Raw genomic sequence first — 24,355 nt, forward strand, 5'->3', positions numbered from 1 at the left:
GTTCCTGGGCACTGCTCTGGTCGTCACTCGTAACAGCAGCAGCTGCACCGGGTGACCGGCGGCCATGCGGCCACCTCGGGGTTGGTCGCCTCCAGCATCTGGAGGGCGTTGACGTCGAATTCCATGCGATTCACCTCCCTGCCTTCTCGATGTGAACGTCGCCGCCGGCATTGGCGGCAACGAGTTCGTGGGAGCCGGTGAACGTCTGCGGCAGCCAGAGCCGGGGGCCACCGCCACGCAGCCGCAGCAGGAAGGCCAGTACGCCGGAGAAGCCGGTGCCGAAGTCGGCCTGCACGTCTTTGCCGGTCTCGTCGGGGACGACCTTGCGGCCGTCGCGCAGGACATGGCGCATGTCCAGGCTCGCGGCGAGTTCTTCGGCCCAGTCGCGGTAGCGCTGGTCCCCGGTGGCCTCGACCATGTCGAGCAGGAAGTCCCCGTCGCCGGCGAGCCCGTGGCACTGTGTGGTTCCGGAGTGCCAGCGGGAGCGGCGGACGGCGACGGCGGCCTGGTCGGCGAGTTCGCGGTATGCATCCGCACCGGTGTCGCGCCAGAGCTGCACCAAGAAGGTGCCCACGCCCGAGGAGCCGCTGCACCAGTGGGACCGTCGTAGACCGCCGGTGTCGGCGACCCGCCAGTAGGCCGCGCCGTCTTCCACCTCCGCGACCGAGATCAACGTCTCGGCGGCCTGAACGGCCGGGCGCAGATAGCCGTCGTCGCCGGTGGCACGGGCGGCGGCCAGCAGGAACGCGCCGACTCCGGCGGCGCCGTGGGCGAAGCCGTAGTGGGAGATGTCGTGCGAGGAGAGCAGGAAACCCTTCGGGATCGGCCACAGATGGCGGCCGTCCTGTTCCACCGCCGCGCCGACCAGCCCGTCCGCCGCCTGTCGTACGCGGTCGAGGAAGCCGTTCTCGCCGGTGGCCTCCCAGAACCGGAGCTGGGTCAGTCCTGTCCCGGCCATGCCGTGGCACACATCCGGGTTGTCCCAGCGGACGGGCACGTTGCCGGCCAGCTCGGCGGCGCGGCGGAGCGTGCGGTCGTCGCCGAGGATCCGTCCGGCCTCCAGCAGCGCCCACGCGGTGCCGGAGCGGCCGAAATGCAGGCCCGGCAGATACCGGGGCTCAAGTCCGACCCGGCGGTCGATCCACTCCACCGCGGTCCGTATGGCATCGCGCAGCCTCGGTTCGCGGTCGGCCTCGTAAGCGCGGACGAGGACGCCGAGGATGCCCGCGGCGCCGTGCTGGATGTTGAGCGGATCGGTCACCGCGGCCGACTTCGAGGTGGGCCAGAGCCGGTCGGTGCTGTCCGGCTCCATGGTGGCGAGCAGATGCTCGACGGCGCCCGTGATCAGCTCGGTCATACCGGTGTCGGTGAGACGTACGGCCGGGAGCGGCCCACCGGAGGCGGTGGTGCGACCGCCCCGGCCGGTGAAGAACTCGCGTACGGCGGCGAGCGTCGGGCGCCGCTCGGGCTCGTGGTCGAGCAGCGCGAGGATGATCGGGGCACAGTGGCGTGCGGCGGCATTGCCGGGGGAGAGGTGCCTGAGCCAGTGCTCGGCTCGCTCGCGGTCCGTCCGCGTGGCCGGAAGGTCGGCGCTCAGGAGCGGGTCACCACCGCTGACGAGATGGAACAACGTGGCTCCCAGGCTGAACAGATCAGCCTCCTGCCCGGGCGCGGGTCCGAAGCTCGGCGCGTTCACCTGCTCCGGCGCTCCGTATCCGGGGGTGTGCACGCGGAAGACGCGCTCGCCCGGTGGGACGATCATCTCCAGGTCGATCAGCCGCAGTTCGCCGTCATCGGTGACCATCACGTTGTTGGGGTTGAGGTCCCGCAGCACCAGTCCCTCGGCGTGCGCCAGCTCCACCAGGTCGACCAGGCCCAACGCCATCCGCTCCACGGTCTCCGTCGGCGGACCCCAGCTGTCCGTGTCGTCCAGCCGTGTGTTCTTGAGCACCCACTCCCGCAGCGCGGATCCGGAGATCGCCTCCTGGACGAGGAAGACCTCGCCCTGTTGCTCGAACAGGCCGTCGCAGCGCGGAGTGAGGCCGGAGGTGGCGAATCGTTTCAGCATCGAGCCTTCGCGGCGCCGCAGGTCGCGCACGTCCTCGCCGAGAAGGTTGGCGGCGGCGTGCGGGCGTGCCTGCTTGATGATCACCTCTGCTCCGGTGACCTCGTCCGACGCCCGGTACACGCCCCCGGCGTACGAGTGCCGGATCACTTCGCGTACGAGGTATCGACCGTTCAGCAGGACGGGTTTGGGCGCGCCGGCCGGGCCCGCGCTCGGGGTGTCACGGGTGAACGGGTCACTCGGCGCCCATGGGGGCGGGCTGAACCACGGCTTTCGCTGGTCGGGGACGAGTGTGCCGTCCGGGGCGAGCAGCATCGCCGCCTGGATGCCGTCGTTGTCCAGCACCCGCACTCCGCCGAACGCACCGAACCGGTAGTGCACCAGGCTGCCGGGAAAACAGGGACGGTCGGACAGAATGCCCGGCCCGGGCAGCCCCTGCGTCACCTGGTGCAACTCCTCGGCCAGGGTGAGAAGGTCGTCGTCTCTGTCCGGGTAGACCGTGATGAACTTGCCGCCGCCGGCGCGGTCGAAACGGTGGGAGACGAGCTCACCGACCCGCGCGACGGTTCCCGCGAACTTGAAGGCGCACCCGTTGCGGATCAGTACGTCGGCCGACCGGGCGAGGACCAGCGGTGCGGACAGCGGGGTCGCGGAAACATGCAGCTTCCACCCCTGCACCCGTGGGTTCAGCCCGGGTGGAAGAACATGGCACCAGAAGTCCCCGGGCCGTATCAGCCAGTCGGCCGCGGCCCGCGACAGCGACGCCCGGACACAGTCGACGAGCAGTGCGTCATCGCTTGCCCGCGCGCTGCTCTTGGCCGGTAACGAATTCATCTGGGTGACCTCGCCTCTCACCTTGCGGTCGGGCACGAACGATGCTGCGCGTGGTCGATTCGAGCGCGGACGGCGTCCGATGCGAGTCGGTGGCCGATACGCCGGTACGCCTCGGCCCAGCTGCCGAGGACCAGTTCGCGGCAGCCCCGAAAGTCCCTGAAATTCCCTGGAAGTGCCTGCCAGAAGTGCGGGAAGGAGCCGACGCGTACAAGCTAGGACGGGCCGGAGGAGCGCGGTATCCCTAACTCTTGGGATGGCGCGGGTTGGTCAGGGCGGGTTGTACCGCTGGGAGGGGGCGGCCGGTCCGACGCGCCCTCAAACGGGTCGCGGCAGAGAAGGGCGGCGACGCGGAGCGTCGGCAACCGACGACAACGCGGCAGATGGGCGTGCCACGCCCCCGCGTCCTAGGCAAGATCCACCGGGCAGGCCCTAGCGCCCCGCGCGTCCCAGGAAGAGGCTTGTGGTCACCCTCAGTTGGGCGTGTCCGCCGTCCTCGTCCAGGATGCGGGCCACCTCGTCGAAGATCTGCTCCCGGGGGTCTGCCGGGAGGGCTCGGTAGCCGCCGTACGAGGCGAGCAGGCCGAGGATGCCGGACGTGGAGCGTTCGTGCACGCGGGTGTAGAGCCGGTGGTCCGGGTCGACGAAGCGGTTCGCGGTCATGTCGCGCCACTGGCGGGCCTGGGGGCCGCGATGCACGGGGCGGGGGCGGGGATCGAGGAGGGTGTCGGCCGGTATCTCGATGCCGAGCCTGGCGTGGGCGGCCGTCAGGCGGTCCACCAGGTGGCCGGACGACAGGGCCCAGTGGTTCCAGAAGAGGGCAATGGCTCCGCCGGGCCGGAGCGCGGCCCGTGCCCTGGCCCAACGCACGGCGGGATCAACCCAGTGCCAGGCCTGCGCGCAGTACAGCAGCCCGTATTGTCGCGCCGGGCGCCAGGTCTCGAAGTCGGCGACCTCGACGGTCACATCGGGTAGTTCCGCGCAGCGGCGGCGCAGTACCCGGGCCATACGGACGTCCGGCTCGACGCAGGTCACCGGCAGGCCGGGCCGCGCCAGGGCCAGCGTCGCCTTGCCCGTCCCGGCACCGACCTCCAGCGCCGACTCGCTCGCGTCCAGGGCGGCGAAGTCCCGTACGTCCTGGATGAGCTGCGAGGGATAGCCGGGCCTGGCGGCGTCGTACTGCTCGGCGTCGTCGCCGGGTCGTGGCCGGGTGTCCCGTACGGCATGCGGGCCACGGTAGGTGACCGGCGGCCGGTCCGCACAGTGCGCCTTGCCTTACGTGGCTTGTCCGGGACTTCCCGGTGGCAGTTTGTCCCTCACGAGGCCCTGTTCACGCCCTGTTCACGCTGCTGATCGGAAGCCTCGGCTTGAGTGCGGTGGGGCTGGTGGGCGACGCCGCTTGATCCACAGCGTCAGGAGAACCGAAGACGCGGCGGCGAACGCGCACCAGGTCGAGATGTACTCCTGGCGCCACAGCACGGCGGTCACCGCGGCGCCGATGGCGACGAGGACGCCGAACAGGACCAGGCCCCGGTCGCCGGACAGGAGCAGGGAGCCGATGGTGGCGAGGAGATACCCCGCGACGATCAGTTGCGCATGCGGTAGCCCCAGCGAGTACCCGACGGTGTGTCCACGGATCTCGGCGGTCACGGTGCGAGTGGCCAGCGCGTAGGTGAGCACCGTCGTGGTCGCGAGCCCTGCTGCCAGGGGGACGAACAGACGGCGGCGGGCGCTGCGCGGGGCGGCGCACAGCACGGCCGCCGGTACCCACAGCGCCAGCAGCGGGAGCGCGATGATGGCCCAGGCCACCGTGGCGGCTCCGGTGCCGCCGTTGTTGTGCCAGACCACGGCCTCGATGATCTGGTGGCTCCCCAGGAGCAGCGGCAGCGCGGCCAGCGGCAGGTCACGGGGACGCCGGGCCGCCAGGGTCACCGAGACGACCCCCACGGCCGCGATGCCCGTGCCCGCAACGAGGTCGGCTGTCGCGCTCCAGCACATGAAAGCAACCCTACGTCCGCCCTGCAGCGAGAAAGGCTGCATCGGCCTTCGAAGGCGTACGAGTCAGCCGCCCTGACCGGCGTTTCCGACCGCGCCGACCTTCACCGGGGAGCCGGAGCCGTCCGTGACGGGCAGCGTGCCGGCGCCCGGCCAGTGGAGGGTGACCGACTTCGTCTCGTTCGGCGGGGTCACCAGCAGGCCTGTGACGCGTACGCCGGAGCCGCCCGACTTGTTGATCGGGTAGTAGATGCCGAAGTCCGTGGACTGCCCGCTCTTGAGGATGAGCGAGTTGGTCTTCTCGCCATTGCGCTTCGCGGACAGCGACCCCGCGTTGGTCTTCAGGTCCACGCCCGCGTACCCGGATATCGCGCACTCCCGGCCGCCGCTGTTCTTCAGATGCACCGTGACGGTGCCATCGGCGTCGCCGGTGATGGTGTTGTCCGTCGCCGTGATCTTCAGCTGGTCGGTGCGGCACTTGCCGACCTTGCCGTTCTTACCGGAGCCGGTCCCCGCGGCCGCGCCCTGCCCGCCGGATGCCTTCCCGCCGCCCTGATCGCTGCCCGAGGCCGACGAGCCGGACGGGGATACCGTCTTGTCGCCCGCAGTGGCGGACGGAGAGCCCTGCGCGGTGCCCGAGTCCTGACACGCCGTCATCAGCATGGCGCCGCCGACGAGGGCTGCGGAGAAGAGTAAGGCGTTGCGACGGTTGCCGGACATGAAAGACCCCTTGATATCCAGTAGTTGGAGCTGAAGATGAGCTGAAGCAGAAGCTGAAGCGGCTTCGGCTCGTGGGTACGTGCTCGATCACTATGAAGGAGCTATGAGCCGAGAGGCTGTCTGTGTCGCCGTCCCACGACACCGCTGTTGCAGGCCGGTGACATGGTCACGGCATACGGAAGCAGGGGGGAGCGACTGCGCCCGACCTGGGGTTCGTCCGCGACGCCGACGTAACGCTGCACGCATACTGATGAACTGGCAGCGCGTCCCCACGCTTTTCGATATCCGGACACGGGGGTTCACGGAACCTGATCATGGTCCGTATGCTCGCGGCGACGGCACGGAGGTACAGACGGCCGGGCCGTCGCCGACACCGACGAGAGGGGCCCGCGATGGACCGGACCGTGACGAAGCTGCCCAGTACCGGTCGGGGCGTCCTGGTCACCGGAGCGTCCCGGGGCATCGGACGGGCCGTGGCCGCCGCGTTCGCCCACGCCGGTGACCGGGTCGCCGTCCACTGCTCCACCGTTGGGCCGGACGCCGAGGAGACGCTGGCCGCGCTGGAGGGGCAGGGGCACGTGCTGATCCCCGCGGACCTCGCGGACCCGGATGGCGTCGAGGAACTGGCGGCCCGCGCCGACGCGGCGCTCGGCGGGGTGGACGTTCTGGTCAACAACGCCGCCGTGATGGTGGCCCACCCGCTCGCGCAGACCTCGTACGAGCAATGGCAGCAGGCCTGGCGACAGACCGTCGACGTCAACCTCCTGGGTCCCGCCCACCTCAGCCATCGGGTGGCGAGCCGCATGATCGAGGCGGGTCGCGAGGGGCGGATCGTCAACATCGGCTCGCGCGGCGCGTTCCGGGGAGAGCCCGACCACCCCGCGTACGGGGCCACAAAGGCAGCTTTGCACGCCCTGGGCCAGTCCCTCGCGGTCTCTCTCGCCCCCTACGGTATCGCCGTGGTGTCCGTCGCCCCCGGCTTCGTGGCCACCGAGCGGGTCGCGGGTCGCCTGGAGGGACCCGAGGGAGAGGGCATCCGGGCGCAGAGCCCGTTCGGGCGCGTCGCCGACCCGAGCGAGATCGCCGCAGCCGTGCTCTACCTGGCCTCCCCCCAGGCCATGTGGAGCTCGGGCACGGTGCTCGACGTCAACGGAGCCTCGTACTTGAGGACCTGATGAGCTTCACGTACGGAACTGTCATGCGTCCGCACCAGCAGTCCAGCACCAGCACTGCCGCCGACGCGCGCTTCGCGGCCGAGGCCGCCGCAATCGTGATCCGTACCCGAACGTCACGCAGCCCAGGAGCCCACTCATGCGCCACTTCGATGTAGAGACGCTGTCCGCGGGCCGCTGGCGCAACGGCGGCGGCACGACCAGGGAGATCGCCTCACGGCCGGCGGGTACCGACGAGTTCGGGTGGCGTGCGAGCGTCGCCGACATCAGTCGGGGCGGGCCGTTCTCGGCGTTTCCGGGCGTGGATCGGACGCTCACCCTGCTGACCGGAGACGGCGTGCGGCTGACTTCCTCCGGAGTGTTCGACCGGCTGCTGGCGCGTGCGGGCGAGCCGTTCGGATTCTCCGGCGACCTCGCGCTGGTCGCCGAACTGCCGGGCGGGCCGTGCCGGGTGCTCAACCTCATGGTGCGGCGCGGCCGCTGGACGGCCCAGGTGGACCGGGTCGCCGACCCGGTCGTGCCGCGCCCCGGGCACTCCGGGGTGCTCTATGTGCTGCGCGGCCGCTGGCAGACGGCCGCACCCGGGAGTTCCGGAAGTGTCCTCACATCCGGTCAGGGTGTGTGGTGGGACGGAGACGAGGCATCGGCGGGAGCGATCACACCGCTCTCGCCCGACGCCATCGCCCTGTGGGCGGATGTCGCGCCGACACAGTCACAGCACTAGGCGGGGGGCACACGCAAAGCGGCCAGTACCGGAAGGTGATCCGTGGCTGCCCGGAGGTCTCGTTCCGAGATCCCGGACAGGCCCATCGGGACGCCGCAGCCCAGCACCTGCACCCCCTCGGTGGCGAAGACGGCGTCGATGCGCTGCAGCGGATCGCCGAGCCGGGTGGTGTGCTCCCGGCCCCATGGCTTCGTCGCCCAGCAGTCCTGCAGGGCGTGGGCGAGCAGGCCGAAGGTACGCCCGTCGGGCCGGTCGTTGAGGTCGCCCGCGGCGACGGCGTGCGGTACGTCCATGGCCGACAGCCGGTCGAGGAGCAGGCGGCCCTGCTCGTAGCGCTCCTGGTCATTGATGCTCAAGTGACAGCTGAGCACGCCGAGACGGGCCCGGCCGAACCGGAGCACGGCGGTCGCGAAGCCCCGTTGGTGCAGGCCGGGGGTGCGAGGCAGCAGGACGTCCTCGGTGCGCTCCACGTGAGCGCGGAGCGAGGCGAGGATCAGGGGCCCGGAGGCGGTGGCGCCGCCCGCGACGTATACGAGCCCGGACGTCCTTGCGAGGTCGGCGGCGACCTTGCGCCAGCCGAAGAACCGCGGCGCCTCCTGAACGCAGACGACGTCAGGCCGGCAGGCCCGGATCACCCGGGCCAGGGCCGCGACGTCGTCGCGCATGGAGCGGATGTTGTAACTGAGCACGCGGACGACTACGGAGCCGTCGTGCTCCGTCGCCGATGCGGGCAGATCCTCCACGTTTCCCCTCTCCATGCCAGTGCCTCCAGGCGCGGCTTCCAGCCGCGCTCGAACAGATGCAGCCACTCGCTCATCTCGGCCGGCCGGGCCGGTCGTTGGGCGGCCTCGGTGCGCATACGGATTCCCGCTGCCGAGCTGGTCTGTCGGTTGGTCAGCTCTGTGCGCCGAGCGCGGCTTCGGCGAACTGGGGCCACTGGTCGGCGTGTGCGAGAGGCACGGCGACCCAGTCCTTGAACGGGCGGTGTTTGCCGGAGGGGTCGAAGAGTTCGGCGCCGGACAGGGCGAGTGCGGCCTGGTGGGCGGGAGTGGCGTCGCCGAGCTTGACGGCGAAGACATCGTCCTTGAGGCATGCGAAGGCTTTGCCATGGGCCTTGAGGGCGCGGCTGCCGAACATGGCGCCGGTGGTGGCGCCACGAGGAGCGAGGTCGGCTGCGATCGCCTCGAACAGTTCGTCTGGGGTCATGTCCGGCTTTCTTGAGGAGCGGGAGCGGGGGCGCGGACGGACAGGTCGCGGGTCGGGGCTCGGAGGCGATGGCGTCCTGCGTGGTGGCACTCGGGTGCCGTCACATGCGTCCAGGACACCGGGCAAGGGAGCGCATGAGCGCTTGACGCCGCCGCGCCAGCCCTTGCACGCGATGATACGGACGTTTCGCAGGCGCGGGGGTGGTCACGGCACGCGCCACCCCCGACGGCGTCCATGGGCCGCCCGTATGGGGCCCGTGTGGCCCGGTCAGCGACCCACCGACGTCGATCCCTATCGGCCGGAACGCTCCTCGCCCGAAAGGCAATTCTGAAAGGAATGCGAAAGAAAATCGCCCGCGCGCATGCGGCGCTGTTAGCGTCCGGGCAGCCGACCCGTATCCGACGGAGTTCGGCTCGTCCAACTTGGCACCCTTACGAAAGGGAGTGCAATGCGAAAGTCCGGGAAGATTGCCAAGATTGCTATTGCGGCCGCCGGAATGGCGGGCGTGCTGGCCGTGTGCGGTCCGATGGCGCAGGCGGCTCCGGCGGGGCACACTGCGCAGGTCAGCCGCGTCACGGACTCGGCGTGGTCCTCGACCGTGGGCTTCAGCGGGAGGATCGTCGCTGTGAACAACAGTTCCCTTGTGTTGGCCACCAGCAACGGAAACGTGACCTTCGACCTCACGCAGGGGCCCTCCCGATCCGGCTCCCTGCAGACCGGCCTCAGTGCCTATGTCGCGGCCTACGCACAGAATGACACCTGGGTGGCGACCGCCATATTCACCTACTAGTAAATCGAGCGCCTCTTTCCGCGGGATGCGGATGGACTTCCCGCGGAAAGAGGCACCCGGGCCGCGCTCCGTGCTCGGTTCGCGGCCGGCGCGGTCCCGGCTCACGCGGAGGTGCATACCTCCAAGATCTGGGCGTCGGACGATGTCGACGGCCCAGCGAGTGGACGGGCGGCGGGGCTTCCTCCGGGAGCGTTACGGACGGGCGTTGAGGAGGGCCAGCCCGAGAGGGGTGGGGCTGTGGAGGGCGGTGTTGCGGTGGCGGAGGGTACGGATCAGTCCCGCCTCGCGTAGGACGGTGGCGTGCTCGCTGGCACTGGCGGGCGCTGTCGCGGTGAGCGTGGCCAGTTCCTTCGTGGAACAGCCCGGGTGTTCTGCGATGGCGGTCAGTACCGCTGCCCGCGTGCGGCCCAGCAGCGCCGGGACGGCCGCGGCGGAGGCGGGCTCGGCCTCGGGGGAGAGGGCCGTGAACTGGCGCAGGGGCTGGTCGTGGAGGGCGGGGTAGGTGAGGAAGAAGGGCGCGGGCGAGATGACGATGGTGCGTGCGCAGAAGGCCGACGGGACCAGCACGATCCCTTCCCCCTCCAGGTGGAGGTCACGGTCGGCACCGTTGATCATCCTGACCTCAAGCACCGGCGGGTTCCATCGCATCCACTGAGGGTTGGCCTGGGCCAGCAACCGCTCCACACCGCCGGTGAGGAGGTGGCGGGAACGCACGGTGCGGTCGGCCATGAAGTCGGCTGTGAGCTGCGGCCACAGCGGGCCGAGCAGGCTGGCGTGGAGCTCGCTCAGCCCCGTGCAGACCTCATGGAACAAGGACACGTCGTCGGCCAGGTGGCGAGCCCACGTGGGGAGGCTGCGGTGCTCCGCCGCGTCCGCCAGATCCGCCTGGATCTGGCGCGGTGATGTGGCGCGCACGTGCTCCAGAACGTCCTCGGGAGTCCCGGCTTCCGTTGGGCTGAGGAAGTCAGGCGTGGAGCCGACCGCGGGCATGAGGGAAAGAGCCATACGGGCCTGCGCGGACATCCCCGCACGAGCCTGCCGCCGCCACGCGTCCAGCCGCGCCGGCTGGCTCCGGTCCTGAAGGGCTCGTACGGCCAGTTCCAGCTCAAGAAGTGGCAGCGGGGTCTCGGACACACGCGTACGAGCCAGGTCCTGAAGCGTGAAGTGAATGCGATAGACCATGAAATCCCCCATGCCGCACAGCCGCAGGCGATCCTCCCGAGACATCGGTGTCCGGGGTAGGTCGAAATCAAGCCGACCGGTGGGTGCTGTCGCACCTCGCAACCGCCTGGCTTCGGTGAGCCCGGCAGGTACGAACGTGCCTCACACTGTGAAAATCACAGCCGCTCTCGTCGCGCTCGCCCTCGCGGGAGGCGCCGGAACCGCCCTGGCCGCCGGGGACGGAACCGGCAAGTCGGCCGCGCAGCCCGTCGGCGGGGCGATGTTGCGGAATGTGGTTACGGAAGCCGATGGCCGGCAACGGACACCCCGGCCTGTCTTCGTCTTCGGGACACTCTCCGTCAGGCGGGGCGGCTGCCCGGGACCTTCCACCACAGGAGCCAGGCACCGGTGCCCAGGAGCACCATGTTGGCCGCGATCTGGGCCGGTGCTTCCCCGAAGCCCGTGTCGACGGCTCCGTCCCCGAACAGTTTGGGCAGCACCAGTTCCTTGGTGGCGAAGTACAGCACCAGGTCGAACACGACGATGATCGGCCAGGCCACCGCCGGGTGCCAGCGCGGCCGAGGCACCGCGTGGATGAGGGAGATCACGCCCGTGAGCGTGAGAACGGTCGGCATGATGTCCGGCCGCACCGTGTCGAGGTAGTTCCACGGCAGTGTGGTGCCGACGGTCCACAACAGCGCCATACAGCCGATGAAGCGCCACGCCATCGCCCCGAGGACCGACGCCGACGCCGGTGCCCCGGCCCGGGCCGAGGCGACGTCCGGGGCCGTCGGCGCGAAGTGGTTGGCGGGGCCGCTGGGCGGCACGGGCTGCGCCGGGAGCCAGGCGCCCACGGTCGGCGCGTGTGACGGCGGTGGTGGGAGCTGGCCCGCGGCAGGGGCACCCGGTGTCGGCGCCGGAACCACTATCTCGGTCGGGGTGGGAGTCGGCGCGGCTGCTCCGGTACGTGCCACCTGCTCGAGCGCGTTGAGCGCCTGCGCGGCCGAGGGGCGCCGTTCCGGTTCCTTGGTCATCAGCGCGGCGAGCAGTGGCTCCAGGGCGCCCGCCCGGGTCGCCGGGCGTGGTGCCTTGGTGACGACGGCGATGCAGAGCGCACTGAACGTGTCCCCGCTGAAGGCATCCGCGCCCTCGACGGCGTTGTAGAGCGTCGCGCCCAGCGACCACAGGTCGTTGGCGGGGGTCGGCGGTCGGCCCTCCAACTGCTCCGGGGCCATATAGGCAGGGGTGCCGATGACCGACCCGGTGCGGGTGAGCGCCGTGGTCGCGTCGGCCAGGTGCGCGATGCCGAAGTCCGTGATGATCACCCGGTCGCCCATCAACAGGACGTTGTCCGGCTTGAGGTCACGGTGGATGACACCGGCCGCGTGGGCCAGTTGGAGCGCCTTCAGCATCGCCGTGCCTATCTCGGCCACCCGGCGGACCGGCAGCGCGCCTTCGCGCGCGATCAGCGCAGCCAACGACGTACCGGTGACGAGCTCCATGACGATGACGGGTGCGCCCTCGTGCTCGACCACGTCGTGCACCGTGATGATCCCGGGGTGGTTGAGCCGCGCGGCGACGCGCGCCTCACGCGACACACGCTGGAGGAACCCGTCGCGCTGCTCACTGGTGAGGCCCTGCGGAAGCAGGACCTCCTTCACCGCCACATCCCGGTCGAGGGCATGGTCCCGCCCTCGCCACACCCGGCCCATGCCGCCTTGGCCGATCAACTCAACAAGCTGGTATCGGGCCCCGATCAGCGCCCCGTTCTCTGCCGTCACAGGATTCACCCTAACCTCACCCCAGCCTGGCCGAAGGGCACTTCGACACTGATCGGCGGGCAGTGCGTGCGCGCCGGGGTCGGCGTGCGGGAGCTTGGTATGGGGCGGCCGCCGCCGATGGGGGTGGCGGCGGCCGCAGAGAGTGGAGAGGACGTTCGTGTGCGCGCCGCTGCGGTGTCAGGACCCCGAGGTGGGCTGCTCCGGCGCCAGTGAGTTGCCCGGCGCGATGTGCCCGCAGTCGGACGGAGCCTTCTTGCCCGCGAACCGGTCTCCGAGCCAGTCGATGGCACCGGGGGCCCAGACCGCGGCCACCGCGACGTGGCCGAGGAGGTTGTACTGGTGGTAGGCGATCGAGCTGTTGCCAGTGGCGCAGTACTGCCGGGCGAGGGCGCGGACGTCCCCGGCGACCATGACCCCGTCGCCGGTGCCGATGCCCGGCGGGTTGCCGAAGGTCCCCTCGGCGAGGCCTCCGTTGCCCTGCGCGATGAACCCGGGAACGGTCGGGGTGGCGGCCGAACCCAGGTTGATCTTGTTGACCGTTTCGACGAACGCGGTCACCGAGTTCGGGTCGGCATACTGCGGCTTCGCCATCTTCTTCCAGGTCAATCCGGGGTAGTGGCCAAGTGCGTCGAGGAGCGAGCCGTGCTCCACCTTCTCGTAGACCCGTTGGCCGTAGGGGTTCATGTACTGCTTGAGGTCGATGCCGTACGACCGGGCGACCCCGATGATCGCCATGGGGATGACACCGGACCACACGAGGGAGCCGTCCACGTACTTGAGGTTGTGCGCCGGATCCACGAGCAGGCCACCCTCGGCGAAGCCCACCAGCCTCTTGTTGACGTCGGGGGCGTACGTCGGTGCGAGCGCCGCCGCCCAGTTGGTGGCGATGGAGCCGCCGGAGTAGCCCATCAGGCCGACCCTGGTGTCGGTGTTCATGCCGGTCCCGGCCTCGGGGTCGGTCGCGGCGCGGATCGAGTCCAGGGTGTTGGCCGCGTACTCCGGTCCGGCCGCGAAGTCGGCGGTCTGCCCTTCGGTGTCGGGGATGACGACGTTGTACCCCTTGGCCAGCAGCGGCGTCAGGAAGACGTTCTCGACGTTCGCGATGACCCCGCCCAGGGTGACGTCACCGGCGATGGCGCGGGAGGGCCCGTCCTTGGGGTTGAGGGAGTCGTAGAACGACTGGTAGGACACCACCTTGCTGCTGTCGCCCGTGATGCTGCGCACCACCGTGGTCACGTTGGCGGCGGGGCGGCCCTGAGCGTCACGGGTGCGGTAGAGCAGCTGGACCGCTGTGACCGGCGAGGGCAGTCCCTCGATGTGGTACCGCAGCGTCCGCCTCTTCAGCACGGCCCCCGGTGCGTACGAGGACAACGGCGTGCTGCTGTCGTACGTGTAGAAGGGGTCGCTCGCCGCCCCGGCTGCCGAAGGCGCGGCAGCGGCAGCGGTGACCGCCGGAACGCCGGCGCCGGCCAGCACCGTGACAACTGCGGTCGCCAGCACCCGCTTGGTGTGTCTGAACATGGCTCCCCCGTGCATTGTGAATGGAGTTACAGGACTGCTGCAGGTAAGTTACCTAAAGGTAACTATGCTGCATAGAGCCGTGCTTGAAACTTTCACGGAGTCGCAGTTGATCGCCGGGGGCGGCCATGCTGCGCTTGCTGACGGGGTCTCACTGCTGGTGCGACGGGGGAGTTGAGGGCAGCCCCGGCAAGGCGGCCGGGGCTGCGCAGCGCACAGGGGGTCAGGCGGCCGGGGTCAGCGCCGTGCGACGGGGCAGCGGGGCGGGTGGAGTGAGGGCGGGAGCGCCGTCCGGGACGGGTACCGCGGCGAAGATCGCGTCCTGCTGATCCTGCAGTTCCTTCTTGCGCTCGGGGCTGGTCGAGGGCAACCGCTGCTCCTCGTACAGTTTGTGCGTCTCCTCCTGGGCGGACTTGCTCGCCGGAGTGTGGAACTGCACCTCGAACAGCTGCAGCGAACCGGGCCCGCGCCAGCCCGAGTTGAGTCCCTTGTAGCCCTTCTCGCGGCCCCAGGTGTTGGACCACTTCGTGGTGTCGTTGCCCCAGTTGGACAGTACGTTCGAGGCGATGGTGACGCCGGTGACGTAGCGGTCGTCGGGCCACTGGAGGGTGTAGCGCACCGCGTCACTCAAGCGCGCCAGGGTGTCGTCGGCGTTGCGCTCCGGATGCTCCTTGAGGTCCGTGGCGACCTTCCGCTTGAGGGAGTCGGGGGACTTGAGGCGGTAGTCGAAGCCGACGAGCTCGGCGTGGCTGAGGTCGGCCGCAGCCCGCACGTCTTGGCTGATCGACGGTTCCGCGGCGCGGGCGCGGGCAATGTACGCGTTGACCTTGCGGTTGTCCGCGGCGTTCAGACACAGTCCGTCGCGCTCCCAGCCGCCCGGGCCGTCGTCGCACTGCACCGCACCGCCATGCGGAGTGGTGGTGGCGGTGGTGCGCTTGCCCGCCGTGTCGGAGTGGTCGGCGGCGTACGCGGTGAGCCCGTTCGTGGCCGTGGACAGGGCGAGTGCGGCGGCGAGTGCGGCGGCCGCCCGGCCCAGGTGGTGCTGCGTGTTCATGCGGCGGTGGTGTCCCTTCTCGGTGCGTGGCACCGCCTGCGTCGGGTCAGCGGCGCGGGCGATGATCGTCGCCGGGACAACGGGGCGAAGGGCGCAGAAGTACCGTGCAGCAACCCCACACATCGGACATTGGCGTGATGGCGCCGTCCGGCGGCGGAATCGGTGCGGCGGTGCGGTGCGGCCTGGCACCAGCCCGACCGCCGCCCCCGCACGTCGACCACATCCTGCACTGGTCAGCCTGGCGCATCCGACGCCAGCACCAAGCCCGCACCAGTCACTACAAACGCCGCAGCCACAGCCCCTGCCCTGGCCACCCGTCACAGCACGCACTGTTGCAGTACTGGGCGACGGGGCTGTACGGGGACGAGGTGCCCCCAGGGGGAAGGTCTCTCCCGCTCTCGACGCCCGCCGTGCGCGGATGCCCGCCGACGTGTGCCGGACGCGGACCGTCACGGGCCCGCGTCCGGCACGCGTCGGGGTGATCAGTCTCCGGGGATCGTGAACCGCTGCCGGTCGGACCCGTCGCACGCGGACATCTGGAGCCGACTGCCATTGGACGTATTGCCGTTGGGCACGTCCAGGCAGTACCCCCACTGGGCGTTGCGCAACTGCCCCGACTCGTACGACCACTGCTGAGGCGGCGTGCCGTTGCACACCCAGAGCTGGGCCTGTGCACCCGTGGACGCGCCCGCCGCGTCCAGGCACCAGTTGCCCAGGTCACCGGCGCGCAGCGCCGAGCCTTCGCGGCGCCACCACTGGGCGTTGGTGTTGTTGCAGTCGTACGTCTGCACGGCCCGGCCGTTCTCGGCCCGGGAACCGGCGACATCCAGGCACTTTCCGTCCTTGCCCCGGATCTCGCCGCCGGGCACCCGCTGGAAGGAGACGTTCCCGTCCGACCGGTTCCCGTGCCCGTAGAAACCCCAGTTGGACCAGCCTCCATCGCTCTGGAGGTGGAAGTCGCCCGATTCGAAGACCCAGATGTTGTAGTAGACGCCGCTCGACTTCCGTACCAGGGCCCGGAATCTGAACCCGGTGAGGTTGTGGGTGAAGCGGGCGTCGGAGACCGTCACGAGCAGGTTGTAGTGGCCGTTCAGGGCCGGGCCCAAGCCGTTGACCAGGCTCTGGACGTAGTCGCCCCGGCTCTTGGACTTGTTCTGCTGGTGGAGGTCGCGCAGCCGTTGGTCGAGCCCCCAGCCGGGCTGCCCCTGGGTGATGTTCACCTCGTCGTCGGTGGTGGCACGTGCGACTGCCGGACGGGCGGGCGCGGCCTGGGCCGGGAGGACACCGACGGCTCCGAGCGCGAGCGCCGTGCAGGCGAGCAGCGTGATGCGCGCGCCCCGCCGGACTGCTGTGGTCGTCATCTTCGTCTCGTCTCCGGGGCTAGGGAAGGGTGAACCGCTGGGTGGGGCCGTCATTGCACGGCATCATCTGGAGCCGGTTGCCGTTGCCGGTGTCCCCGTTGGGGATGTCCAGGCAGTAGTTCCATTTGCGGTTGCGCAGGGAGCCGTTGCCGACGTAGTCCCACTGCTGGGGCGGGCTCCCGTTGCAGTCCCACAGCTGTACCTTGTCGGTCCAGCCGCCTCCGCCCGCGTCGAGGCACTTGTTGCCGGGCAGGCCGGACCTGAGCGCGAGTCCGTCCCGGTACCACCACTGGGCGTTGGTCGCGTTGCAGCCGTACATCTGGATCGGGGTGCCCCTGTTGGTGGAACTCGACTGCACGTCCACGCATTTGTTCTGCTGGTCCTGCTTCTTCAGGCTGTTCCCGTCGGCCTGGTGGAAGACGACCTCGGGACCGTTCCCGGTGAAGCGCCCGCAGAAGCCCCAGTTGCGCCACCCGCCGTCGCTCCTCAGACGGAAGCTGCCGGATTCGAAGATCCAGTAGTGGTACGTGGCGGAGCCGTCCCAGCTGTAGTGGAGCCGGCCCTCCCAGCGCACGCCGTTGAACTTGGTGTCGTAGGAGGCGTTGTCCTCCTTGACCATCAACACGTTGTAGTGGCCCTGGACCATGGCGCACGAGTCGTTGATCACGCCTTGGACGAAGGCCCCCTGGTCCTTGGCCTTGTGGTTGTCGAAGATCTGGACCAGATAGTTGATGATGTCGACGAGCGCCTGAATGGCGTCGACCGGCCCTGCCGCGGCCGCCGCGCGCGGGCTCGACCCGCGCTCCCGCAGCGCCTCGGCCGCACGTTCGGAGATTGGCCGTAGGGGCGCGTCCTGGCCGTCGGTACCGATGCGTACGCCCGCCGTCGGGGCCGGTTTCGCGACGGCCGGCGCGGCGAGGGCGGACGCCTCCATCCCGCCGGCCAGCAGTACGGTGGCCATGAGGGCGGCGGTGAGTCCCATTCGCGATCTTCGTAACATAAGCGTCTCCTGGAGGGTGTGGGACGGGATTCGTGCGTCACGTGACCGTAGGTGTGGCCAATCAATATTCGATAAATACGAAATCGATCGGTAGACGGCGTTCTCGGCGGTGAGCGGCGTTCACGCGGTATGGCGCCGAGCCTGGTGATCCTGAGCCCGTACCGAGCCGTGCGTCGCCGCAAAAGCCGGGGTCACGTCAGGGTCGGACAGAGCTGGACCTGCGGCGGAAGGTGACAGAAGCACCCGGAAGGCGATACGAAGTCCTTCGTGAACAACCAGGTGCCGGCCGAGACCATCCGGATATTCATCGCCCTCGCCCCGCCCGACGACGCGAAGGAGGAGCTGGAACGGGAACTGCGCCCGGCCTACGACGCATACCCGCGCCTGCGATGGAACCGCATCGAGGACTGGCACATCACCCTGGCCTTCCTCGGCGAGCTCCCGGCCGCCACCGTTCCCCTCCTGCGGCCCCCGCTCGCGGCCCTCGCCGCCGCACACCGGCCCGTACGACTGGCGCTGCGCGGCGGCGGGCACTTCGACGAGCGCGTGCTCTGGAGCGGGATCGACGGGGACCTCGACGAGCTGCACCTGCTCGCCGCAGAGGTCCGGGCCGTGGTCAAGGAGTGCGGTGTCGACTTCGTCGACCGCCCCTTGCGCCCCCACCTGACGCTCGCCCGATCCCGCCGCAACGACCCCGTCGGCGTGTTGGAGTCGGCCACCGCACTCGCCGCGTTCACCGGCCGCTCATGGCCCGCCGAACGCCTGCACCTGGTCGGCAGCAACATCGGCCGAAGCCCCGGACCGATCCACTACCGCGACCTCGACGCCTGGAAGTTCACCGGCGAGGCCTGACCCCGGGCCCCCGGCTACGGCCGAGGTGGGTCGGACGGCTACGTGATGCGTGGCGATGAGCGGGGGTCAGGCGATCCGCGTCCACGCCAGGACCGCGTAGACGGCGGGAATGGGGCAGACCAGGGTACCGAGCAGGAGCAGGCGGCTCGCCGGTGCCAGGCGGCGGAAGCCGGGAGCGAATCCCAGCGCGGCCGGCCCGCCGGCAGCGCCGATGATGATCCCGAAGAAGTGAGCCCGCGCCCCTCACACCCCGCGGCCGAGGCAGCCGAGCAGCCGGTGTGCGAATAAACCGGTGTCGGCGTCCGCCTTCCGCTCCCTACACTCGCGTCACACGGCCACGGAGTCCCGGGGGCCGCACGTCGACGATGGAGGGGAGCCCGGTATGTGCGAGCACATCGCCGTCGTCGCTTCCCGGTCGCGGTACGACGTGATCCTGGTGTCCACGCGTTCCCGGTGTCGGCTGCGCGGCCGCCACCGGATGCCCGCGACGTACGTCTGACCCCTGCCCTCACGGGACTCCCCCGGCCGGCTGGTGGTCCGGCTTCGGTCCGACGCGGTCCATCTGACGCCATCGTCAAAGATCTGATGCCGCGTCAAAATTAAGACCAGCAAACATACTTGGGACACGTCCGGGAATCGCGCTGCCCATTTCCACCGCATTCAGCATTCCGAAAGGCCTCGGGCCGTGCGTACCAACCTCAATCTCCGCCCCACCCCCGTCCCCGCGCTCGCCGTCGTACGCAACCTCGGCATCCTCGCCCATGTCGACGCGGGCAAGACCACCGTCACCGAACGCGTCCTCTTCGCGACCGGTACCACCCACAAGCGGGGTGAGGTCCACGACGGCACCACCGTCACCGACTTCGACTCCCAGGAGCGCGACCGTGGCATCACCATCTTCGCCGCGGCCGTGAGCTGCGACTGGGACGGCCACCGGATCAACCTGATCGACACGCCCGGCCACGTCGACTTCTCCGACGAGGTGGAGCGCTCCCTGCGGGTGCTCGACGGAGCGATCGCGGTGTTCGACGCCGTGGCGGGCGTCGAACCGCAGAGCGAGTCGGTGTGGCGCCAGGCCGACCGGCACCGTGTGCCCCGGATCGCGTTCGTCAACAAGCTGGACCGCGCCGGAGCCGACTTGGACAGGGTGGTCACGTCGATCCGGGACCGGCTGCACACGGTTCCGCTCGTCGTGCAGTTGCCGATCGGCCGGGAGGACGGGTTCACCGGGGTGGTGGATCTCCTGCGGATGCGCGCGCTGAACTGGGGTGTGGAAGAAGGGAGTTACGAGGAGGGGCCGGTGCCCGAATCTCTGCTGGAGGAGGCGCGGCGGCGGCGCCGACTGCTTGAGGAGTCGGTGGCGGAGCTCCACCCTGTCGCGCTGGAGGAGTTCTGCGCCCGTACGGAACTGACCCAGGCAACGTTGGCCGCGGCACTGCGCGACCTCACCGCGAGCGGCGAGGCCGTCGTCGTGCTGTGCGGGTCGGCGTACCGCAACCGGGGGATCGAGCCGTTGCTGGACGCCGTGGTCGCCTACCTCCCCTCGCCGCTGGACATGCCGCCGGTTCGGGGCACCCTGGACGGCGAGGTGCGGGAGCGCTCCGCCGACCCGGACGAGCCGTTCGCGGGCCTGGTGTTCAAGGTGAGCGCGACCGCCACCGGTCGTCTCACCTATGTGCGGGTGTACGCGGGAACGATCGCGAGGGGGGACACGGTGCTGGACGCGACCGCTCGGCGTACCGAGCGCATCGGGCGGATCCTGCGCGTACAGGCCGATCGGAACACCGAGGTGGACCGGGCGCGGGCCGGGGACATCGTCGCCGTGATCGGGCTCAAGTCGGCACGCGCCGGGGCCACTCTGTGCGCACCGGCGCACCCACTGGTCTTCGAACCGCCGACGGTGGCGGACCCGGTGGTCTCGGTGGCGGTCGAGGCCCGGAGCAGCCTCGACACCGACCGGCTGGCCTCGGCGCTGGCGCAGTTGGTGGTGGAGGATCCGTCGCTGACCGTGCGCACCGATCCCGAGACCGGTCAGACGGTGCTGTCGGGGATGGGTGAGCTGCATCTGGAGGTGGCGGTGGAGAAGATCCGCCGCAGCAACCAGGGTTTGGAGATCGGGGTCGGACGTCCGCAGGTCGCCTACCGCGAGACGGTCGGGCACGGGGTGTCCGGACTGCTGTACCGGCATGTCAAACAGGAAGGAGGAGCGGGCCAGTTCGCCCATGTCGTGCTCGATGTGGAGCCACTGGATGCGGCGGCCGGCGACGGTGTGGACAGCGGCACCGATACGGAAGGGTTTGAGTTCCGCTCGACCGTCACGGGTGGCCGGGTGCCGCAGGAGTACATCCGCGCGGTCGAGGCCGGTTGCCGGGACGCCCTCGCCGCGGGTCCGCTCGGCGGGCACCCGGTGACCGGGGTGCGGGTCACGCTGTCCGACGGGGCAACCCACCCCAAGGACTCCTCGGAGATGGCGTTCCGGACCGCGGGCCGACTCGCGCTGCGCGAAGCCCTGCGCGCCAGTGCGATGGTGCTCCTGGAACCGGTGATCGAGGTCACCGTCACCGTGCCCGACAGTGCCGTGGGCGGGGTGCTCGGCGATCTCGCGGCCCGGCGCGGCCGGGTCGTGGGCTCCTCCGCGCGGGCGGGCACGGCAGTCATCACGGCGAGTGTGCCTCTGGCCGAGCTGTTCGGTTACGCGTCCCGCCTGCGTAGCCGCACCCAGGGCCGGGGCACCTTCACCACCCGGCCCGCCGGTTACGGTCCCGTCCCGGCGGGAGTGCCGACCCGGTAGCCGCCGGCTCGGCCGGTTGGGTACGCGGCCCCGTCCTGCTCGTCGGGGCGGGGCCGTCCCACGGGCGTACGTGCGAACATCCCATCGGCGACCTGTTGGTGATGGACCGCGTCGTGTCCGCCATGTCGGAAGCCACAGTTCCCGGAACGTACAGCGCCTTGCCGCGGAGAGCGTCATTCAGCCTCTTGTAACCCCACTCCTCCTCACCACTCTCCAGCGCGGCATGGCATCCAATGCAGATGCCGCCAACTACCTTTAGCACACCGGCAAAAGAACCAGACCCCGGTCGCCCACGGCGTCCGGCGATCGTACTGCCGCACCTGAACCCGCACCCGTACCCGAACCCGAACCCGAACCCGTACCGAGGAGGACTTCGATGCGCAGCGTGACCTACTCGATGGGCGTCTCACTAGACGGTTACATCGTCGGGCCGGACGGCAAGTTCAGCTGGACGGCGCCCGACGAGGAGGTTTTCCGCTTCGTCACCGACGAGATCCGAGGGGTCGGCGTCCACCTGATGGGACGACGGCTGTACGAGACGATGCTGTACTGGGAGACCGCCGACCAGGATCCATCGCTCGACGACTCAATGCTCGAATGGGCCGCGATCTGGAAGCCGCTCCCCAAGGTGGTGTTCTCCACCACGCTGTCGTCGGTGCAGGGCAACGCCCGCCTGGTCTCCGGCGGCCTGGCGGAGGAGATCGGCCGGCTGCGAGCCGAGCCGGGGGAGGGCGACATCGCGATCGGCGGCGCGACGCTCGCCGCCGAGGCGGCGGCGCTGGGTCTGATCGACGAGTACCGGCCCAGGGTCTACCCGGTGCTGGTCGGCGGTGGTATCCCGTTCTTCCCCCACCACGAGCGCCGGGCGGATCTCGAACTCGTCGAGACCCGCACCTTCAGCTCAGGAGTCGTCCACCTCCACTACCGCGTGGCGCGCTAGAAGTCGCTGAGGACCTGGCACCGGGGTGGCTTCGCGAGTTCACCGCCCCAGAGCCCACGGGCAAAACGCTCTGGACCGGGCCCATCCGACGTAGCGCCTGTACTCGCCGACCAGCGGTTGGGTGCAGGGCCGCAGTTCAGCAGTGGTACGTGGTGTTGCTGGTGCCGGAATTGGCTCCGGTGTTGAAGTTGTGTATGTCGCTGTAGATGACGCAGCCGCCGCTGACCGTGGCCGTCGCGCTGAAGAGTTGGTAGTCCTGATCGATGCTTACGCCGTCGGAGTAGTTGTCGCTGTGGGCGTTGGAGGAGACGCGGTCGCCCTGCAGGCTCAGCGTCGACCCGTCGGGCGCGTGGTCGATGACCTGGAGCTCGACCGACGCGCCGCTGGAGTTCATCCAGTAGGTGGCTCCCTTGAAGTGCGCGGCGACCTTGTGGCAGGTGGGGGAGTACGCCAGGTCGACCCGGCCTATGTAGGTGTCCCCACCGTAGAGGTACTGGGCATGCCCGACGACGGTGCTGTAGTTGCAGCCGTCGCCGGGGCCACCGGGCCCTCGCCGTCCCAGTCGTACTTGATCTCCTTGATCTTCACGCCCTTGGGGGCCGATATCCGGCCGTCGTAGCGGAATTCGCTGTCCCAGGTCGCGAAACGGTTGGCGTATCCGAGGGTACGGATCTCCGGGGCGCCGCTGTTGCCGGCCTGAGCGTTACCGGTGGGGCTCATTGTTCTCCCAACGCATCGAGGGCGATCTGAGCTGACCGTGAACGAGGCCGCCACATGAGGCCAACGTGGGCAGTGGCGTAACCGCGATCAACACTTCGGACCGCAGGCGCGTCGTCACACAGACAAAACAGGCTTTCACGCCAACCAAGACCGTTCGGGCGCCACGGGCATGTAGGTGCGAGGCCCCAACGGACCAGGTCGTCTGATGCGAAGAGTGAATGGGCCCAGATCACGCCCGAACACGGCGCCGGCCACCAGGACACCCCAGCCCGGAACTGCCGGTCACCGCCGACATGCCGGGCAAGGCAGCCGACTTCCTCCACGTGGCCGAACTCGTCGACGCCGAGCGGGCCGCGCTCGACCAGGGTGTGCCCGTACGGCGCGGCCAGTCTGCACCCTGCGCGTCAGCGCCGCACTCTCGGTCCACCGCCAGCCCCTCGACGGCACCCCGGACGTCCCGGCGATCCCGGCGCAGCGCGAGGCCCGCCGCGACGCTGAGCGGACCCCGCGCTACCCCGACGAAGGGGTCGAGATCATCCTGTTGCCCCTTCGACACGTATCTCGGTCACCCCCCCCATCACCTGGTGCCCGCTGGGCACTTGCCGACGTCGCCGCCGATCAGGAGAACCAGCCCGTGTTGACCGAGCCGGTGATGTTGCCTGTTTCGGTGGCCTTCGAGTAGCCGTCCCAGTACGAGAACCCCGAGGGGCATTCCCCGGTGAGGTGGTAATTCCAGACGCGCTGACCGTTCTGCTCGTCGTTGAAGTCGCTGGAGGCGCTGCTACCGCACCCGGACAGCACGACGTAGACGCGCTCGTCGGTGCTCGCGCTGCGGCTGTCGACGTAGTAGCTCAGGTCGGCCTGCGGCCGGGAGCCCTGGGAGATGGTCAGGCAGATGCTGACGTACGCGTGGTACTTCGTGGTGTAGTGGGCGCAGCTGGTGCCGTCCGCGTGGGCGGTGCCGCCGAGGCCTATGACGCTGCCGCCGGCGAGGGCGAGGCCGGCGGTGGTGAGGGCGAGGGAGCGTCGGGTCTTGTGGAGCTTGAGCACGCTGTCTCCTGACGTCGCGGGTTTGTTCGTGGTTGCGGTCCCGACGGGCAGTTTTGCTGTCCGGCGGGGTGTCTAACCAGCGCTTTGGACGACCCCGGACGATCTCGGACAGGCTCTGAGCCCTGTCTTCTGTCTTCAGGCGCCCGCATGACAGCCATGGTTGAGTTCCGGTGTTCCTCGTGGGGGATGGTTCCCGCAGGACACCGAGGGGCTGTGGGCGACGAAGTTCGGCAACGACACGGCCAGTGTGCGGAACGCCCCTTCCTTCAGGATGGGGTGGCCGAAGGCGATGTGGTGCGGTACCGGACTGACTCCGACGGGCTCCACTGGGCCACAGCAACCGCAAGATCCGCGCCCACCTTCGCAAGCGCGGTATCCGGCACGTGATTCCGGAGAAGAAGGACCACAAAGCCGCCCGCCTGCGCCGGGGTTCATATGGCGGACGGTCTCCGGGCCTCCACAAGCACCGGTACAAAGATCGCAACACGGTGGAGCGGGCCACCGGAACGCTCAAGCAGTCCAGAGCCCTTCGGTGAGGTCGACTCGGGGCGCCCTGCTGGTGTTTCCATCAGTGGGTTTCCCCGAGCCGCCTCCCGAACCCGGCGTGCCCGTCTCCGGGCACCG

22 protein-coding genes and 1 pseudogene are annotated in these 24,355 nt (G+C 69.8%); 7 read left to right on the forward strand and 16 right to left on the reverse strand.

The features are described from left to right. Positions 1-23: 23 nt before the first annotated feature. The 5 genes from ACGFRG_RS19785 to ACGFRG_RS19805 form a co-directional block, all read right to left on the reverse strand. A complete protein-coding gene (locus tag ACGFRG_RS19785) occupies positions 24-125 on the reverse strand; it encodes an ALQxL family class IV lanthipeptide (protein WP_361425567.1) in 102 nt (33 codons plus the stop codon). A 5-nt stretch (positions 126-130) separates the two neighbouring features. Further along, positions 131-2,899 carry a class IV lanthionine synthetase LanL gene (gene lanL, locus ACGFRG_RS19790; protein WP_393265557.1) on the reverse strand — a complete coding sequence of 923 codons (2,769 nt, stop codon included), beginning with the start codon at positions 2,897-2,899 and terminating at the stop codon, positions 131-133. Positions 2,900-3,328: 429 nt separating this feature from the next. Next, positions 3,329-4,039 (reverse strand): class I SAM-dependent methyltransferase, encoded by a 711-nt coding sequence (locus ACGFRG_RS19795; protein ID WP_393265620.1) that lies wholly within the window; start codon positions 4,037-4,039, stop codon positions 3,329-3,331. Positions 4,040-4,237: 198 nt separating this feature from the next. Further along, positions 4,238-4,894, reverse strand: a complete 657-nt coding sequence (locus ACGFRG_RS19800) for a DUF6629 family protein (protein WP_361425558.1) — start codon at positions 4,892-4,894, stop codon at positions 4,238-4,240. Between the two features lie 63 nt (positions 4,895-4,957). Next, positions 4,958-5,611, reverse strand: coding sequence for a DUF4232 domain-containing protein (locus ACGFRG_RS19805; protein ID WP_393265560.1), 654 nt, complete (start codon positions 5,609-5,611; stop codon positions 4,958-4,960). 392 nt (positions 5,612-6,003) lie between these two features. On the opposite strand from ACGFRG_RS19805, the gene ACGFRG_RS19810 reads away from it, so the two are divergent. Further along, on the forward strand, positions 6,004-6,786 hold the full coding sequence (locus ACGFRG_RS19810; RefSeq protein WP_361425552.1) for an SDR family oxidoreductase: 783 nt from the start codon (positions 6,004-6,006) through the stop codon (positions 6,784-6,786). A 136-nt stretch (positions 6,787-6,922) separates the two neighbouring features. Continuing rightward, positions 6,923-7,507: a HutD family protein gene (locus ACGFRG_RS19815; RefSeq protein WP_361425549.1), complete on the forward strand. Its 585-nt coding sequence runs from the start codon at positions 6,923-6,925 to the stop codon at positions 7,505-7,507. Here ACGFRG_RS19815 and ACGFRG_RS19820 read toward each other — a convergent pair. After that, positions 7,504-8,265: an endonuclease/exonuclease/phosphatase family protein gene (locus tag ACGFRG_RS19820; RefSeq protein WP_393265563.1), complete on the reverse strand. Its 762-nt coding sequence runs from the start codon at positions 8,263-8,265 to the stop codon at positions 7,504-7,506. The two genes, ACGFRG_RS19815 and ACGFRG_RS19820, sit on opposite strands and share 4 nt — an antisense overlap. A 136-nt stretch (positions 8,266-8,401) precedes the next feature. Then, positions 8,402-8,713, reverse strand: a complete 312-nt coding sequence (locus ACGFRG_RS19825; RefSeq protein WP_393265565.1) for a hypothetical protein — start codon at positions 8,711-8,713, stop codon at positions 8,402-8,404. A 448-nt stretch (positions 8,714-9,161) separates the two neighbouring features. On the opposite strand from ACGFRG_RS19825, the gene ACGFRG_RS19830 reads away from it, so the two are divergent. Continuing rightward, positions 9,162-9,503: a hypothetical protein gene (locus tag ACGFRG_RS19830; RefSeq protein WP_393265568.1), complete on the forward strand. Its 342-nt coding sequence runs from the start codon at positions 9,162-9,164 to the stop codon at positions 9,501-9,503. A 192-nt stretch (positions 9,504-9,695) separates the two neighbouring features. Here the strand turns inward: ACGFRG_RS19830 and ACGFRG_RS19835 are convergent, their stop codons facing one another. From ACGFRG_RS19835 to ACGFRG_RS19860, 6 genes are all read right to left on the reverse strand, one after another. Further along, positions 9,696-10,685, reverse strand: coding sequence for a winged helix-turn-helix domain-containing protein (locus ACGFRG_RS19835; protein ID WP_393265571.1), 990 nt, complete (start codon positions 10,683-10,685; stop codon positions 9,696-9,698). Between the two features lie 338 nt (positions 10,686-11,023). Continuing rightward, positions 11,024-12,445: a protein kinase gene (locus ACGFRG_RS19840; protein WP_393265574.1), complete on the reverse strand. Its 1,422-nt coding sequence runs from the start codon at positions 12,443-12,445 to the stop codon at positions 11,024-11,026. Between the two features lie 177 nt (positions 12,446-12,622). After that, complete coding sequence (locus ACGFRG_RS19845) at positions 12,623-13,966, reverse strand: lipase family protein (protein WP_361425531.1); 1,344 nt, start codon at positions 13,964-13,966, stop codon at positions 12,623-12,625. Positions 13,967-14,186: 220 nt separating this feature from the next. Continuing rightward, positions 14,187-15,017 carry an ATP nucleotide 3'-pyrophosphokinase gene (locus ACGFRG_RS19850; protein WP_393265578.1) on the reverse strand — a complete coding sequence of 277 codons (831 nt, stop codon included), beginning with the start codon at positions 15,015-15,017 and terminating at the stop codon, positions 14,187-14,189. Positions 15,018-15,499: 482 nt separating this feature from the next. Continuing rightward, positions 15,500-16,378 (reverse strand): ricin-type beta-trefoil lectin domain protein, encoded by an 879-nt coding sequence (locus ACGFRG_RS19855; RefSeq protein ID WP_393265580.1) that lies wholly within the window; start codon positions 16,376-16,378, stop codon positions 15,500-15,502. A 19-nt stretch (positions 16,379-16,397) separates the two neighbouring features. Beyond that, on the reverse strand, positions 16,398-17,360 hold the full coding sequence (locus ACGFRG_RS19860; protein WP_361425522.1) for a ricin-type beta-trefoil lectin domain protein: 963 nt from the start codon (positions 17,358-17,360) through the stop codon (positions 16,398-16,400). Between the two features lie 285 nt (positions 17,361-17,645). Here ACGFRG_RS19860 and thpR point away from each other — a divergent pair, with 285 nt between their 5' ends. The 3 genes from thpR (at position 17,646) to ACGFRG_RS19875 (ending at position 21,961) form a co-directional block, all read left to right on the forward strand. Further along, complete coding sequence (gene thpR / locus ACGFRG_RS19865) at positions 17,646-18,230, forward strand: RNA 2',3'-cyclic phosphodiesterase (protein ID WP_361425516.1); 585 nt, start codon at positions 17,646-17,648, stop codon at positions 18,228-18,230. A 685-nt stretch (positions 18,231-18,915) separates the two neighbouring features. Next, the gene (gene fusA, locus ACGFRG_RS19870; protein WP_393265584.1) at positions 18,916-21,021 is read left to right on the forward strand and encodes an elongation factor G; all 2,106 of its coding nucleotides are present in this window, start codon (positions 18,916-18,918) and stop codon (positions 21,019-21,021) included. A gap of 376 nt (positions 21,022-21,397) precedes the next feature. Continuing rightward, positions 21,398-21,961 carry a dihydrofolate reductase family protein gene (locus ACGFRG_RS19875; RefSeq protein ID WP_361425510.1) on the forward strand — a complete coding sequence of 188 codons (564 nt, stop codon included), beginning with the start codon at positions 21,398-21,400 and terminating at the stop codon, positions 21,959-21,961. 136 nt (positions 21,962-22,097) lie between these two features. Here ACGFRG_RS19875 and ACGFRG_RS19880 read toward each other — a convergent pair whose 3' ends face one another. From ACGFRG_RS19880 to ACGFRG_RS19890, 3 genes are all read right to left on the reverse strand, one after another. Continuing rightward, on the reverse strand, positions 22,098-22,355 hold the full coding sequence (locus ACGFRG_RS19880) for a hypothetical protein (RefSeq protein ID WP_361425507.1): 258 nt from the start codon (positions 22,353-22,355) through the stop codon (positions 22,098-22,100). Between the two features lie 71 nt (positions 22,356-22,426). Next, positions 22,427-22,681 carry a hypothetical protein gene (locus tag ACGFRG_RS19885; protein WP_361425504.1) on the reverse strand — a complete coding sequence of 85 codons (255 nt, stop codon included), beginning with the start codon at positions 22,679-22,681 and terminating at the stop codon, positions 22,427-22,429. A gap of 618 nt (positions 22,682-23,299) precedes the next feature. Further along, the gene (locus ACGFRG_RS19890) at positions 23,300-23,731 is read right to left on the reverse strand and encodes a hypothetical protein (RefSeq protein ID WP_361425498.1); all 432 of its coding nucleotides are present in this window, start codon (positions 23,729-23,731) and stop codon (positions 23,300-23,302) included. A gap of 160 nt (positions 23,732-23,891) precedes the next feature. On the opposite strand from ACGFRG_RS19890, the pseudogene ACGFRG_RS19895 reads away from it, so the two are divergent. Next, positions 23,892-24,067: pseudogene (locus ACGFRG_RS19895) on the forward strand (DUF4265 domain-containing protein); the annotation flags it as partial. Between the last annotated feature and the right edge of the window lie 288 nt (positions 24,068-24,355).

Source organism: Streptomyces sp. NPDC048696 (genome assembly GCF_043198895.1).
Taxonomy (GTDB): Bacteria; Actinomycetota; Actinomycetes; order Streptomycetales; family Streptomycetaceae; genus Streptomyces.